Here is a 15,784-nt window from a genome sequence, read left to right on the forward strand (position 1 = left end):
CTTGCCAGGTCTTTTCCTGTTGAGGTGGCCCCGTAGAGGATAATTTCTGGTTTATATTTATCAGCGCACTCCAGCAGCGCCTTCATGTAGGTTTCAGTTCGGTAATGTTTAAAGATGGGTTGATCATATACGTACACGGTATCTGCTCCATATTCAAAAACAGTCTTTGTTAATTGTTTAACATTTTCTCCGATTAGAATACCGGCCAATTCCACTCCCCGTTTGTCTGCCAACTTTCTTCCTGCTCCCAATAATTCAAGTGATACAGAAGCAACTACACCATCCTTTTGTTCAATGAATACCCAAACACCTTTGTAATCTTTGAAATCCAATTACACTCCCTCCTTTGTTTCAAACAGTTCTTTCTTTTCAAGCAGGACAGATAGCAATTGCTCAACTTGTGCAGATGGGCTGCCATCAAGGAATGTTCCCCCTGCCGGTTTTTGCGGAGCCCATACTTTAGATACGATCGTTGGGGATCCCTTCAAACCAAGCTGCTTAATGTCCACCCCTTCCAAGTCATCAACAGACCAGATATGGGGTTTATATCTTGCAGCCTTTATCATGTTTGGAAACGGAGAATACGGTACTTCATTGATTGTCTTTTCAACGGAAAACAGACACGGTAATGTGGACTTTACGACTTCATAACCTTCCTCAAACTTGCGATGAACAATGGCATATCCTTCCTCTTGATTGATTTCCTCTACTTTATTCACAGACGTAAGGGGTGGAATATCGAGCCTTCTTGCTATTCCAGGTCCGACTTGCCCGGTATCTCCATCGATGGACATTTTTCCGCAAATAATCAAATCAACGGGATTCGTTTTGGCAATTTTTTCAATCGCCTTTGTCACGGCATAGCTCGTTGCCAATGTATCTGCACCTGCAAACCGGCGGTCTGTGATCAAATAACCTTCATCTGCGCCAATTTCAATACACTTTTTAATTGCGGTAACCGCTGGAGGCGGCCCCATTGTTACAACAGATACGATTCCTCCATACCTATTCTTTAGACGAACAGCCTCTTCAACAGCATGAGCATCATACGGGTTCAAAATCGCGGGTGCCGTCCTGCGGTCCATCGTGTTTGTCTTTGGATTCATCTTGATAATTTTGGTGTCAGGCACTTGCTTAATACAGGCTACAATGTGCAGCATTTAATCCCTCCCTTTTATTAAAAGGACCCATGGCCCTTTAGTTACAGTAATTTGAAGCTTGCCGGCTGTTTTCCGGCTAAAAAGCCTTTTTATTCCGTTTACATTTACTTTATTATTAGAGATGTCCATACATTCGAATTTTCTGAATAATATCTATGTAAAAGTTGCAAATAAAAAGTCAAACTTAAGAAAAAAACCGCACAAGTGAGGAAACTAAAGGATTCCGTTTTGAGGTATTTTTCTTAAATTACTTGCCGAAATGACAGCCTTATTGGCATCGTTAATTGGCGATTTTCCTTATTAGGAATACAAAAGCCTTAGTTATATATAAAACCTCATCGTATTGCATCAAAATGAGGTTCTCTTGGATTTTTGAGATAAAACTCACTCCTTTTTAAATAAGATGTCTTGTCCTTAATCGAGTAATCAGCAAAAGTAATATAAGCGGAGATTTTCCGGTTAAATACAGAATGGAGCTCGTTTCGGGGTAAATAAGGGGAGTATTTCCGATTATGCAAAGCAAAATCCTCCATTTTGGGATTTTTTGAGACAATAGTCGGAATTTCTCCGTCTATTTAAGCTTTTTTTAATAAAAAATACGAATTAAGCGGAATTTCTCCGTCTATTTATTAGCTGGGGTGATTAACCTGATCCCTCAACCGAAAAGTGCGGACCCTCTTGATCCTAGATGCGGGAATCAGCAGCTTTATATCGACCAGCTTATAAAAATTAATAAAATTGGTAATCAAAAATGCACTGCAAATGACAGATGTTTTGACCCACTTTTTTAATTGTACAATACTTATTGTCCATCATTATAATGATGTCAATTGCTATGTCAAAGTTAATCAGATTTCGTAGAAACCTTGATAAATAAAGAAAAAGACGTATGCCAATTCATACGTCAATTCTTGTGTCTATTAATCAAGAAAGCACCCGAAAACGGAACCCTTTTTAAGGAATCACAGTGCGGTTATGGGGTTTAGTGTCCACCATTGCCCATATAGGTTTGTCATTTGTTTGAGTTGGACTCTTGTTTGTTAGCTAAATAAAGAATAAATAACACGACTCTTATAAATTTTGAGCCATGTTTTTCACCTGGCGCTTTTCCTTAATACAAATCACACCCAGCAAGCCAATCATGGAGAAAATAACTGGAGTGATGAAACCGTAGTAATACCCATTACCTACACTACCTGAAGCTGTTTGAAAATGATCCAACACATATCCAAAAATGCTTGGCAGCAATACCGCACTTAGAAATCCACCCGTATTCGCAAACCCCGATACAATGCCAGATTCTATTATAGGAAAAGATTGACGAACGACAGCAAAAGTTAAGGCACTTGCCCCGTAACCAAAGCCAATGATAAAGAAAAGCATAACGAGCATGGATAAGGGTGGGTTCCCATTAAATAAAAGAAAGAAGGACCAACTCAATAAAATCATGATATGAACAATAACATAAGGTCGTTTAATTGTTTCTAATCGACTTGAAATCCAACTAGTTAGAGGAGCACCAATAAGCGCTCCAATAAGACCAATCATAATGAGTTGACTCGCATCTGAACGAGTCATTCCATAGACATCCATCCCAAAAGGCACTGCCCACGAACCGACAAATCCTACATAAGCACCTACAACCCCAAAGTGACAAAAAAATAAAGCCCACGCCTGACGATTCGAAAATATTCTTCGTAATAGCGCAAACGTTTTTTCACGTGGTATCTCCTCTTTAACAGCGGCCGATTTGGTAAGAAAGATTTGTTTTGGTTTTTTTATGAGAACAAAATAAAGAAGGATTCCACACNNCCTCCAACCAAGTAGGTTAATTAATAAGGAGAAAGGGACTGTTGCAAAAAGGAACCCAAGGCTTCCCGTCATTCCCGCAAGACCAATTAATCGAACAAATTCCTTTACTTTAAACCATTGGCCCAATATTAACACCAGATTGACCCAGATGGTCGAATCCCCCGTCCCAGTCAGTATTCTAGCCAAAAACAGGACAATTTCATGGGTACCAAGACTATAAATGATTGTACCTATGCCGGTAAGTATGGCACCTATCATGAGAAAAAAATTAGGTCCAAATCGATCAGCCAAAATACCCATTGGGATTTGCAATCCTGTGTATACAAAAAATTGTATACTTGTCAGTAAGCCAATCGTTGTAGCTGTTACATTAAAATCCCTCATCACTTCTTCTGTAATCAACCCTGGTGCGGTTCGTTGGCTCGCCATCAATAAATAAGTAAACATGACAGAAGCAAATACAATCCATCTAAATCTGCTATTTTGTTTGTCCAATGATTTCTACTCCTAATTACTTTTACTCCTATATATATGGATTTTCTGTAACGGTAGAAACCAGTTTTTAAATGATGTGGGAAATCAACTTAATAAATGTTTCAAAATTCCATTTATTAAATATTATTTGTATGATATTATTTTTAAAAAAAGAAGGGGTAAACAACATATGGAATCAACATTCTCATCAACAAAAACTACATCTAAGACAAAAGCTATTGTCATCAATGCACTTTTCATCGCTTTAACTCTCTTAGCTACGATGTTCATTAACATAAAGCTCCCAATAATGGGTAATGGAGGGCTAATCCATCTGGGTAACGTACCTCTTTTTATAGCAGCCTTGGTATACGGCAAGAAAACAGGAGCCATAGCAGGCGCCTTCGGAATGGGCTTCTTCGATCTTATTTCCGGCTGGGCAATATGGTCACCGTTTACTTTTATCATCGTAGGTGCAATGGGCTTCATCGTCGGACTTATTTCCGAAAAAGTACCTGGCAATAAAATCTTTGTTAACAGTTTGGCAATTGCCACTGCATTAATAATAAAAGTTGTTGGCTATTATTTTGCAGAAGTGATCCTTTATGGTAACTGGATACAGCCATTTGGCTCCATTCCTGGAAACATAATGCAGGTCGTAATAGCGGGTATCATTGTAGTACCTCTTGCAGAACGTTTAAAGAAAAGAGCCTTGTAGATAACAAAATAGAAATCAGAGTTTATTATAAAATCATTAGCAACAAGTTTTATGAGATTGTTCAGAGAAAAGGTCGTCATCAGTTAGATGACGACCTTTTCTTCTGCTTTCTTTCAGTAGTTTGGTCATTATCAGGCTAATGATGACCTTTTTTATTTTTGACTTACGGAATTTCGGTCATCATCATCTATTTTGTAGCATAGAATTACCTTCTTATACTATCTTAAAGGAGGGCAACTCAATGAGTGAGATTGTTTCAGCATTTCAACAGATTCCAACCACGTGCATTTCTGACACGATGCAAGGACTAAATAATATGGATCCATTAATTAAACCATTAAAAGAGGAATACAGAATAGCAGGTCGTGCCTATACGGTTAAAATGCCAGTTGGTGATAATCAATGCGTGTTAAGAGCTATTCGTGAAGCCAAACCAGGAGATGTTCTCGTTGTCGATGCCAAAGGTGATACTTATCGGACCATTGCAGGGGATTTTATCCTTGGACTTGCACAAACATTAGGTATTGCAGGGGTCGTAACCGATGGGGTTATTCGTGACATCCTTGGTGTAAAAAAGCTTAATTTTCCAGTTTTCTGCAAAGGGACCACTGTTGCATCAAGCGCTAAGGGTGGTTGGGGCGAAGTTAATGTACCGATTTCTTGCGGTGGCACCTCAGTAAGTCCTGGAGACATCATTGTAGCGGATGCTGATGGGGTTGTAGTCGTTCCGAAAGCGATCGAGGAAGAAGTATTAAGGAAAGCAAAAGAAAAACTTGTTAAAGATCAAGAACGGGATGAGAAAGTTTCCGGAAAACCCGATGAAGTTATCCGGTATTTGGATAGTATGTTGAAATAAATAGATGACCAAAAAGGAGGGAAACGAGATCGTAACGTTTCCCCTTTTTGGTTTATCTTTGAATGCCTTTTATCAGATTCACCAACCCTAATTTGGTACTGTACTAATAAAACCGTTCTAATCATATTCTTATAAAAGAAATAATTAGAAGGGGTGTAAAGTTAGGTGAAAAAAGTTAAGGTTCGTTTACAGCCCATTGTTAGTAAAATAAATTTACCCACTGTTTTGAAGACAGCTATACTTCCGGGTGATTCCATTGAAAGATTGTTTATTGCAACCCAGGTAGGAGAAATCTTTTACATAGGAAACGGAGTAATAAGGACTTTTTTAGATATTCGCACGCGAATCATTAAACTTGGTCCTTCTGGTGGTTATGATGAACGGGGATTGCTGGGGCTGGCGTTTCATCCTGAATTTTATTATAACGGTCTGTTTTATCTACATTACTCAGTAGCTGGGACACAGGGCCCAGGTGCTCTTCCTGAAGGTTTTAATCCAAACCCTTGTGATCCCAAAACGTTAAACCTAAAGTGGATCAATAGAGAAACACAATATGAGCATATTGATACTGTTGAAGAATGGATTTTACAATCGAATGGTCAACCTCAAAAACGACGGACACTACTTAACTTAAGAAGACCCTTTTTGAATCATAATGGTATCAATAGCTTAAACTTTTCACCTGAAACAGGAAAACTTGTTTTAACAACCGGAGATGGCGGATCAGGCTATGATCCATTTAATCTAAGCCAGGATAATATGGAAATAGCCGGTAAAATAATTGAAATTGACGTAGCTAAGAATACATTTATCAATAATCCACCTGTAGTCACACGTTTTAATGAACTTCCTGCACCTATTCAGGAAACACTCACGGTCATGGCCAAAGGGGTCCGCAATATACCAGGCATTTCATTTCAAAGGTTTTATAATCAGTATATTAAATATGTGGGAAATGTCGGACAGGATCTGGTAGAGTCGATTTTTTCATTCACTCATTATAATCCCATACCGGTTACTCAACTTGTTCAAGCCTCTTTAAGAAACACCGAACCCGACCAAGAAGGATTTATTAACTTCGGCTGGCGTGGGTGGGAAGGTGCTTTTCCTACTTCTATTATAAGGGGCTGCTCTGGAAATCCGAATTTGGATGAGAAAACAATTGCTTATTTCAATGAAGCAATAAACACTTCAGTGAAGCGTCTTTTGCCTCTAACTAATTATTTTCATAAAGATGAAAGGCCCGATAAGTTTGGAGGAACGGCTCTTACAGGAGTCCAGCCCTATATGGGGAATGGAATCCCCGATTTAGCGGGTAGTGTTGTGTTTACTGATCTTGCCCGGAAAGAAAAATCGCAATCTCCGGTTAGAGGGGTTTTGGCGTATTCCAAGGTAAGAACAGATGGTAAACCAAATGATAATAGTGTGATTGAAACCGATTATAATTTTGGATCTCAATCCGCTTATTATGTTAGTTTGGGAACGAATCTGAATCAAACCAAACTATATTTAGGGGTCTTTGGCTCTATGAAAGTAACTGATTTTAACCAAGGTACTGTTTTTGAGATAATTCCATGATTTTTGGATTTAATAGAATCTAAATAGAAAAAAAACAAGAGAGCAATTACGCTCCCTCGTTTGATAAAGTTAAACCTCATTAAAAGGCCGTCTGAACCAAAAAGGTAAACCAATTGAGGGAATATCCCTTAGTTTGTTGGGCTTTTTTTGTCGTTGTGCAAGCGACTAGAGAGAAATTTCACTTCGATTGTTTTATAATTTACTGCCTTTTAATTAAAACTTTTTTTCAATTCTTCTAATGTTAAACTTTTAGTTTTTTCAACAGGTTTATTGGATGTAGGGAAGTATGGATTGATGGACATGAAGTTCTTTTCGACATAATTAAAGTCAATCATGTCAACGACTCCATCTTTGTTAAGATCTTCCTTCAATCTCTCCCCGGAAGTTCCAGCATTATTAGCAACAAGCTTTGCGTCATAAATGTCGATTACATGGTCTCCGTTTACATCTCCAGCAGCAGCCGTATCCGTATATATAGTATAGAAATTACCTTGGACTTTTCCATCAATGGTCCTGCTTAAAGTTAATTTTTTACTGTATAGGAAATGTCCCGGAATATCCACTATTAACGTATAGTCATCCTTCGTTGCAGGAATATCCGTTATTGTCATATAACCATTTTCTGAAATATCAGCAGAGTACCTTTTACCATTTTTATCAACTAGATAAGCTTTTGTCCCAATCTTTGAATAATCTAAATTATAGTTGTCTAAATTAACTGCTTCACCATGATAGTAACCTTCTACCCATGAGTGCTGTGAAATGAATTTAAACTTTTCAGCAAATGTTGGTAAAGAATACTTACTACCAGAGCTTGTTTGATAAGAAGATTCTTGATAATAGAATGTACTTTCTACCATGTAATTATGGTCATCTACTACTTTTAATGTGATATCCAATAAATCAATATCTTCATTAATTGAAACAGGTAGTTTTGTCTTTTTGTCTGAAATATCTAAAGCAAATGCTGAAATATTAGACCACGTGCTTTCTGTAATTTGTGGCTTTGCGACATTAATAGTCCAATTATTTTTCTTAGCAAGTTCCTCTAACTGTTTTGATGGCTTAACGTCTACAACTTTATAGAAATTAGGGACATCGATTGTTACAGAAGCACTTGCTAAATCTTTAGCGTTTTGTACAGTAAATGTATTTACAAACTCCGTTCCGAGACTAACAGCTTTTGTATTTGGTTTTATTGTGGAATATTTATCACCTTTATTTATAAAAGTAAATTCTGGGAAAATCGGATTTCCTGCTGTAGCGTAATCATAGGTATAGATTCTTACATTTGTTGGATAGTTTGCGTATTCTTCTGGTAAGACACCAAATTTAAATTCACCTTTTGCATTTGGGAAAAATTCAGCTGTTGGCCAATACGAATCTTGATAGGCGAACGCGGTATTTGCCTCTTGAGTGATGTCATGTCCTCTACTTTTTAAATAGTCAATCGTATCATCATACAATTTTCCATGTACCCAATAGGCTGTATAATCTTGTCCGTCATAATTTTCAGTTGTTAAATCTGAACTAGTGAGCTCTTTGATTCCTGTTTTCTTATCAAATTCCAGGGTTGGAGCGGTATTATCGATCACCATGTCATTATCGATTTTATATGTTTTACCATCTACCCCTGTACCAATATAAGAAACAATGTATTTCCCTTCTTTAAGTGGTTCATATTCAAGTGATAAAGGTTTATTTGGATCACCTGTAAAATGTTTTACTTCACCGGAAAATCCGTAAAATATTAAGTATTCCGTATCAACTGCAGCATTTTCTAAATTAAATGTGCCATAGAACCCAATTGGTTTTCCATCTATATCGCTAACCACTACATCAATCGTTTTCATATGACTATTTAACTTGAAACTGACTGGTGTAAACGGCTCAATATACGGATGAAAGTTACTTAGGTCATTTGTAATTGCATGTTTATAAAATTCTACTTTTTCGAATCCAGGTTTAGAATAACGAACATGAAAAGGAATTTGATATTCTGCCGTTTGCGATTCATTTTCAATATAAATGTATCCCTCATAAATACCAAATTCTGCATCGGCTGGAATTGACATTTCTGCATTAATATTTTTACTCTCATTTCCATTCACTTCAATCGTCGATGGTAATTGAAGCGTCACACCACTCTTTGTAGCATCCTTTGAGACACCATCGATTGTTAAAAATTCAACTCTAGTATGATATGTTTCTAGTTCACTACTTAAATTTTTAAAAGAAATCGACGTTGTTCTATTCTGAGTCTCACTTGATTGTGCAATACTTCCAAAAGGTAGAGATCCTGAGATGTCATCGATTTCTATTTTTAAACCTTCTTCATCTAAGGTAGTCGTCTTATTTTGTACTTCCACTAACGTTGTATTATGGACTGCCTCATAAGCATCTACACGGCCTGCACCAACTTCATTCACATTGTACGTACGACCTTTTAATGGATCAGCAGTATTCATTAGCGCTGCCTTTACATCTGCAACTGTATAATCTGGATGGGATTGTAATAATAAGGCTGCAACTCCAGCAACATGTGGTGTTGCCATGGAGGTTCCACTTAAACTAGCATAACCACTAGAATAATCGACACCATCTTCTGGACTATTAATATATTCTGGAACAGTAGAGAATGTAGAGACTCCAGGTGCTACTACATCTGGCTTAATATCAAAGTTATTATTTACTGGTCCACGTGAACTAAAATCTGCTAGCACATCACCTGTAGACATATTTGACTGTAAGTCTGTTAATTTAAGCTTAGCTGTAGGATCTGCTTTTAATTTATCTGAAAGTTTAACTCCGTCGGTGTGTAACATTTTAAATGTTGGGACATAACCATAATTTTCACCTAAGAAATATGGAATTTCTCCATCTTCATTATTGTATAGTAAAACTGCTACAGCACCTTTTTCGTGAGCACGTCGAATTTTTTCATCAAATGAGATCGTGCCCCGTGAAATCAATGCCACTTTCCCATTAACGTCTTTATCAGTAAAATCGTCTTCCGTACCAATTCCTACTTCAACAATTTCAAACTCTTTGTCCATTACTTTCAAATAATCCTTACCGAATCCATATCCCATTAATGTATTTTGAACGGAAATATCTCCTAAACTTGATTTTACAGTCGGAATATCAGTCGGCACATCACTAGCCCCAACCGTGATTGCTAGTGGAGAAGCACCTGGTGAACCTAACGTACTAGGATTTGGCCCTGCATTTCCTCCGGCTATAACTGGTATGACCCCTTTTAAAGCTGCATTGTTGATGGCTACAGAGGTAGCGTCTAAGGAATGATTATTACTATTACCTAATGATAGATTAATAACATCCATTCCATCTTCTACAGCTCTTTCTATACCTGCAATAACGGATGAATCATATCCTGATCCATATTCTCCTAATACTCGATATGCGTACAAGTCAACATCCGGGGCTACACCTGTCATTGCATATTCAACATCATTTTTCGGGTTAGATGCGATGGTCCCAGCAACATGAGTCCCATGTTCTGTATAGTATGAACTACCATCTATCGTTTCAGGCTGTCCAGATGCAAGCCAATTCGCTCTTGTTGTTTCCATTGGATCAGAGTCGTTATCGACTAAATCATATCCGCCTTTATAAACATCTTTTAAATCAGGGTGATTATAGTCAATCCCTGTATCAAGTACTCCAACTTTTATTCCTTGTCCTTTTAAACCCTCATTATGTAAACGATCAACTCCTATATGAGGAAGCGCTGGTGGAATTACTTTTCCAGTTGTTGGTTCTTGAGTTGTCGTCGATTCATTTATCGGTAAACTAACGACATTGTCTTTCCAAATCCTTTTAACTACACCAGTCTCAAGCAAGGTATTTATTTCATTTGTAGGAATCGTCATAGCCATTCCATTAAATACATTCTGGTAAGTTTGTTTAATGTGATATTTAATTGACTTTTCTTTTTTATTTTGGTTTAACTCCTCCTTCTTCTTAAAAATTTCAGTTAATCGTTGTTTAAAATGTTCTTGTTCCCCTTTTATCTTTTCTGCTTTATTTTTAATTGTACCTTTTGTTTTTGATTGCTGGGCATTTTCGACTGGAACTGTTTTGAACTCAACAATGACATTTGCGGTTTTATCCTTAAGTGACAATAAACTTGGATCAATGATGAATCCTTCTTGTGGGGTTAATCGTTTAATAGACTGTCTTTGTTCTTCAGTTAGTCCTTTTAAAATCGATTCTGCAGAATTTGATATAGCATAGGTTTTATGCTGAGGCATTAAATAAGTTGTAAGTAAACTAGAAGCTATTACCCCTGTTACCATCACATTTAGAAATCGTTTCTTTCGAATTTTCATAAATCGACGCTCCTTCTACTGATTTAATTTAAGCTTTAAATTTTAAACCTATTATTTTCTAAAAATAATAATTCCAGCAGGTATCCCTTAATTGAAAATGGTTACATATTCCTATGAGCATCGCTTTCCTCCCTAAAGAAAGATAGTGTAAAATAAGAGTATGAATAATTAGACAACTCTATTAATTCCTATTGTACTTGAGCTTATAACGTCGGTAAATTGGGGGAATTGTTCTACGAGTTTTCCTCATTCGACTATACGATTTGACGAAATCCTTGTAGAATATTGTCAAACTTTGAAGAATTGAACGTTTTTTTGCAAAAAGCTCAAAAGTAAGATTTCTAGAAAATAACAATTTTGAAACTATATTAAAAAAATCACTTTTGTACTTGGGGGAATCTTGGTTTTCCTACCACTCAAAAATACCAAAATATAATTTTTCTAAAAGGAGAAATTTAATATGTATGAGGGGAAAATCATTAAGTTTTATCGCGAAAAAATCCAAATGACTCAAGAGCAATTAGGAAAAGGAATTTGTTCTGGAACACATATTAGTAAAATTGAACGTTTACATACCGAATATGCACCTGAAATTGTCACTCTTTTATCCGAGCGACTAGAAATTAATATCGAAACTGAAATAATAAAACTTAAAAATATTAAAAAGCGTTTACACCATTGGCATGATGTTATTGTCATGCAATTATTTGAAGAAATGGATCTTATAAATCAAGAACTTGAGCAAGAAGATTTAATTCAAATCTCTGATTATATCAATCTTTACAAATTACTTCGGGTTAGGTATTTACTGATGCATAATTTGACCGAGGAAGCATCAGACATTATTGTTGAAATCCAAAAGAAAGAACAAAAATTATCATCCTACGAAGCTAATCTGTTTAAACACGTTTTAGGAGTTTACTATTTAGCGAAACATGAAAACCTTAAGGCAATTCAAGCATTAAAATCAATAAATGATACAGATTACATTAACAAGGAATATACCTATCATTTAGCAGTTGCCTATCATCTAAATGAATCACCAGTAATGGCTTATTTTTTTGCAGATAAATCGCGTCAATTTTTTAAAGAAATTAATAATTATCTTAGAGTGATTGATGCAGAAATGCTTATGGCAATTCAAGTAAAAGATGATGGAGATTTTAATGAGACCATTCAGAAGTTTGAAAGCTTAATCAAAAGCTGTGAACTTTGTCATTCACCTGATCGAAAGGCAAAGGTATTACACAACTTAGCTTTTGAATATTTTAGAAGAAAAAATTATGTCTGTTCCGTCATCACTTTTTCCGTAATATTGATTCCCTTTAATTTTGGTAATCTTGTATTCTACTGTAGTGTATTTAGTGGAACTTTGATTCTTAGATACTGAATTATTTACAGGAGCTGAAGTATGATCTCTTACTAATACTAAAGCTAATAATATTGATGAGAGCACCAAAAGGATGATTACTCTTTTTAACATTGGTTCTCAACCTCCTTCTATGTATTTTAAGAGATATGCAGGGAAAGTAAATCCTCCTATTTTCCTTTAGTCTTTAGACCTATGCCAAATTTCAAACCAAAAAGATTTTTAATTAATGAGAACAAGACAGGTCTTTGGAAAGTAATGAGCTTCGGCACTAGGCCGAAGCTCATTTTACCTTTTTTACATAAACTTCAAATGCTGATCTCCAAAAAAGCCCTTCAATATATAATCTCCATCAGGGACATTCAGTCTTTTAAAACCCAACAAAAACTCCTTATTGTCATAAGGCACTTCTCTAAAAGCAACGGACATATCTCCTTGATCACCGATTGTCAGCACGGCATAGGGTGCTAATGGCTGGTAGTTGCAGCCTAAGGAGCTAGGATTGAGATAAAGTCGCCCATTTGATTTAAAGTGGTGGATGACGTGATGGTGTCCAAAACAAACGATATCAGCGGTAGATGTACGGTAATGTTCATCAAGCTTCGATTCGGTGGGTTCTTTATCTAATGGGATAAACACATGCTGGTCACTTAAATGGTAATGAACAAAAAACAATCTCTTATCATTGTAAACCGCATCTAGAGTCACAGGAATCTCATCTAAAAACGGAATAAACTTCCGGTCAATGTGTGCTGCAATCCATTGATGATGGACTTTCTCTTTACCTCTGCTATAGGGTTCTCTACCAGCAATAATATCAAGAATCGCTTCATCATGATTGCCCATGACAAAAGAAATATCAGCACGTGAGGTTAACAGCTGAAGAACCTTGTTCGTTTCATACCCTATGCCGATCAAATCACCTAAACAATAAATATGCTCGGTTGTTTTGTCCTTATCAATATCATCCAAAACAGCCTTTAAGGCTGAAAAATTCCCGTGAATATCAGTTATAATGGCTATTTTATGTTCCATGATCAAATCTCCGTTTTTCATATAGTTTAACTACTTGTATCAAATAAAATACAAACCATGAATCTAAGGAGTGTTTACGGTCTTTCCCATTCCGACTTTAAAGATCCATCTAAGAATTGGAGGAACCACAAAGTAAATAAAAAGGAGGCGAAAGATTTGATAGCCGGTGACCATGGATAAATCAGCATGGATGGCATGAGCGAGAATTCCCATCTGATCCATACCACCGGGAGCTAAGGCTAAAAAACTGGTCGAATGGTTAATATGATAAAAAGCAACGAGCAGCATGCTTAACCCAATGGAGACAAGGATCATAACCATCCCACTTATAAGTGCAAGCGAAATAATTTTTGTTTTATGTTCGAGTTTCTCGGGTTTTAATAGCAGTCCAATATAAGCTCCAATAAAAAATTGGGAGGCATCCAACAAGGATGGGGGTAACACTGGTCCATGTGATCCAATTAAATTGAAGATCGCTGTTCCTATTATTGGCCCTAATAAATAGGGGGTAGGAAAGTGATGTTTTCTAGCAAGTAAAGCACAAACCACACAAATCAACCCAAACCAAATAAGGTTTGGAAAAAGAGGTACATCGGAGACAACACCACCAGTAACCAAGTCAGACACTGTGTCGGAAGTATTATTAAAAAATGGTCCGAAGATAAGAAAGGGAACAAAGAAAATAATCATAATCAATCGAGCAACTTGAAGAAACGTTACTGTAGTAATGTTAATTCCTTTTAATTCTTCTGCAAAGATTATCATTTGTGAAAGCCCACCCGGAATACTGCCAATCAGGACGGTCGGATAATCGACCCCAGACAATTTAGATACCACAAAAGCGATTCCAGCACAAAAACAAACAAGCAAAACCGTCATCACTAACATGGAAGGCAGTTTCGCTACGATCTCAAGGAGTGCTTCTTTAGTGAACGATAGACCAATGGAATATCCGACAATCACTAAGCCGGTATCTCGAATCATCTTTGGCCAGTAAAACTGAACTTTTCCGAACCTAGAGCCAATTAAAACCGCGGTCATTGGTCCAAGCAGCCAAGGAATCGGTGAATGGATGATGGAGAACAAAAACCCTCCGATAAAGGAGGTTACCAATGTAATACAGAACCGAACCTTTATATCGTCAATAGTAAAATTCATCAAAGAAACCCTTCTGTCTAAATAAATTGTTTACTTGTTCACACCCTTGACATAATTTTAACATGATGTGGAAAATTTATCTAAACTTAAGTATTTTAGAGTGGGTCTACACATAATAAAGGAGAAAAGTTATCCAATATATTCTTAAAAGGAGAGTAATATATGAAAGCACCACTTATATTAGGACTCGGTATTACCTTCTTCTTATTCGTCCCACTAGGAATCTATACGAATATTTTTCCGTTTGTCACGATTGGGTTAACTGGTGCTGGTTTATCCTTTGTTTTATATAGTTTAAAAATAAATAACGACTGGAAATGCTTTAACAGGATACAAAAATTACCCTTTATTGGCTCATCAGTTGTTTGGATCTATCGTTTAGGTATTCTTGGAATTGGTGCCGCAGCCTTATACAGTGCTTCTTCATTTTGGGCGGATTCTCCTGCTTACATTAAAAAGAATTACGCGAAAATAGAAGGGATTCCTTCAAAAATTGTTTATGAGAAAGCTACATCCAGGGGTCAAATAGATGGAACGATTACGGTTATCATCAATAACAAACGACTAAGCATTGCTCAAAATCCACGATATCCGATCAAAAACAACGTGGAAGGCCGCCATTTCCTGATTAACTATCTGCCAAACACCGAATGGGTCATGGATTACACAATCGAATGAATGAAAAAAACTAGGAAACTCACCGTTCTGTTTCCTAGTTTTTTCATTAATTTACTTGTGTCTGGTGAACGACTTTCTTACGTTGTTCGACGATAATTAATCCACCGAATAATCCTAGAAGGGAGAAAAGAACAGGGATCATAAAACCATAATGGTAGCCGACACTGCTTGGAGATGCATGGAAATGGTCTAATACTTTCCCGAAAATGCTTGGTAAAAGAACAGCACTTAAAAATCCGCCCATATTGGCAAAACCAGAAACCACTCCTACCTCTTTGATATCAAAGGATTTTCTGACAATCGCAAAGGTTAAGGCACTCGCCCCATTTCCATACCCAATAATAAAGAAAATAATCGTAAGCATCAGGATTGGCGGCTTTCCGTTCATGATTAAAAATGACACCCAGGATAAAGCTACAATGCAGTGAACAACAACGTAGAGTCGTTTAATGGAGTCTAAGCGGCTGGAAATCCAGCTGGTTAAAGGGGCACCAATAATAGCTCCGATAAGACCGATCATAATCAGCTGACTTGAATCTGAACGGGACAAGCCATAAACATGCATCCCATAAGGGACAGCCCACGAACCAATAA

Annotated in this window: 12 protein-coding genes; 5 read left to right on the top strand and 7 right to left on the bottom strand. The window is 36.8% G+C overall.

The window, feature by feature from the left end; genetic code table 11:
* From V7659_RS10695 to V7659_RS10705, 3 genes are all read right to left on the bottom strand, one after another.
* On the bottom strand, positions 1-332 hold a 332-nt coding region (locus tag V7659_RS10695), incomplete at its 3' end, for an electron transfer flavoprotein subunit alpha/FixB family protein (protein WP_420491721.1).
* Positions 333-1,160 (bottom strand): electron transfer flavoprotein subunit beta/FixA family protein, encoded by an 828-nt coding sequence (locus V7659_RS10700; RefSeq protein WP_335540020.1) that lies wholly within the window; start codon positions 1,158-1,160, stop codon positions 333-335.
* Between the two features lie 1,071 nt (positions 1,161-2,231).
* Entirely contained in the window at positions 2,232-3,467 is a 1,236-nt protein-coding gene (locus V7659_RS10705) for an MFS transporter (protein ID WP_335540022.1), read from the bottom strand.
* 169 nt (positions 3,468-3,636) lie between these two features.
* Here V7659_RS10705 and V7659_RS10710 point away from each other — a divergent pair, with 169 nt between their 5' ends.
* The 3 genes from V7659_RS10710 (at position 3,637) to V7659_RS10720 (ending at position 6,598) form a co-directional block, all read left to right on the top strand.
* Positions 3,637-4,164 (top strand): ECF transporter S component, encoded by a 528-nt coding sequence (locus V7659_RS10710; protein WP_335540024.1) that lies wholly within the window; start codon positions 3,637-3,639, stop codon positions 4,162-4,164.
* Positions 4,165-4,405: 241 nt separating this feature from the next.
* Entirely contained in the window at positions 4,406-5,020 is a 615-nt protein-coding gene (locus tag V7659_RS10715) for an RraA family protein (protein WP_335540026.1), read from the top strand.
* Positions 5,021-5,185: 165 nt separating this feature from the next.
* Entirely contained in the window at positions 5,186-6,598 is a 1,413-nt protein-coding gene (locus tag V7659_RS10720) for a PQQ-dependent sugar dehydrogenase (protein ID WP_335540027.1), read from the top strand.
* Between the two features lie 209 nt (positions 6,599-6,807).
* Here V7659_RS10720 and V7659_RS10725 read toward each other — a convergent pair whose 3' ends face one another.
* Entirely contained in the window at positions 6,808-10,950 is a 4,143-nt protein-coding gene (locus V7659_RS10725; protein ID WP_335540029.1) for a S8 family serine peptidase, read from the bottom strand.
* Between the two features lie 460 nt (positions 10,951-11,410).
* On the opposite strand from V7659_RS10725, the gene V7659_RS10730 reads away from it, so the two are divergent.
* Positions 11,411-12,340 (top strand): helix-turn-helix domain-containing protein, encoded by a 930-nt coding sequence (locus tag V7659_RS10730; protein WP_335540030.1) that lies wholly within the window; start codon positions 11,411-11,413, stop codon positions 12,338-12,340.
* Between the two features lie 276 nt (positions 12,341-12,616).
* Here V7659_RS10730 and V7659_RS10735 read toward each other — a convergent pair whose 3' ends face one another.
* Both V7659_RS10735 and V7659_RS10740 read right to left on the bottom strand, forming a co-directional pair.
* A complete protein-coding gene (locus V7659_RS10735) occupies positions 12,617-13,354 on the bottom strand; it encodes a metallophosphoesterase family protein (RefSeq protein ID WP_335540031.1) in 738 nt (245 codons plus the stop codon).
* A gap of 63 nt (positions 13,355-13,417) precedes the next feature.
* Positions 13,418-14,512: an AbrB family transcriptional regulator gene (locus V7659_RS10740; protein ID WP_335540033.1), complete on the bottom strand. Its 1,095-nt coding sequence runs from the start codon at positions 14,510-14,512 to the stop codon at positions 13,418-13,420.
* A 162-nt stretch (positions 14,513-14,674) separates the two neighbouring features.
* Between V7659_RS10740 and V7659_RS10745 the strand changes: the two genes are divergently transcribed.
* Positions 14,675-15,190 carry a hypothetical protein gene (locus V7659_RS10745; RefSeq protein WP_335540034.1) on the top strand — a complete coding sequence of 172 codons (516 nt, stop codon included), beginning with the start codon at positions 14,675-14,677 and terminating at the stop codon, positions 15,188-15,190.
* 46 nt (positions 15,191-15,236) lie between these two features.
* Here the strand turns inward: V7659_RS10745 and V7659_RS10750 are convergent.
* The coding region (locus tag V7659_RS10750) for an MFS transporter (protein ID WP_335540035.1) at positions 15,237-15,784 on the bottom strand (548 nt) is incomplete at its 5' end.

The sequence above is a fragment of the Neobacillus drentensis genome (genome assembly GCF_036966985.1).
GTDB classification, from domain to species: Bacteria; Bacillota; Bacilli; order Bacillales; family Cytobacillaceae; genus Neobacillus; species Neobacillus drentensis_E.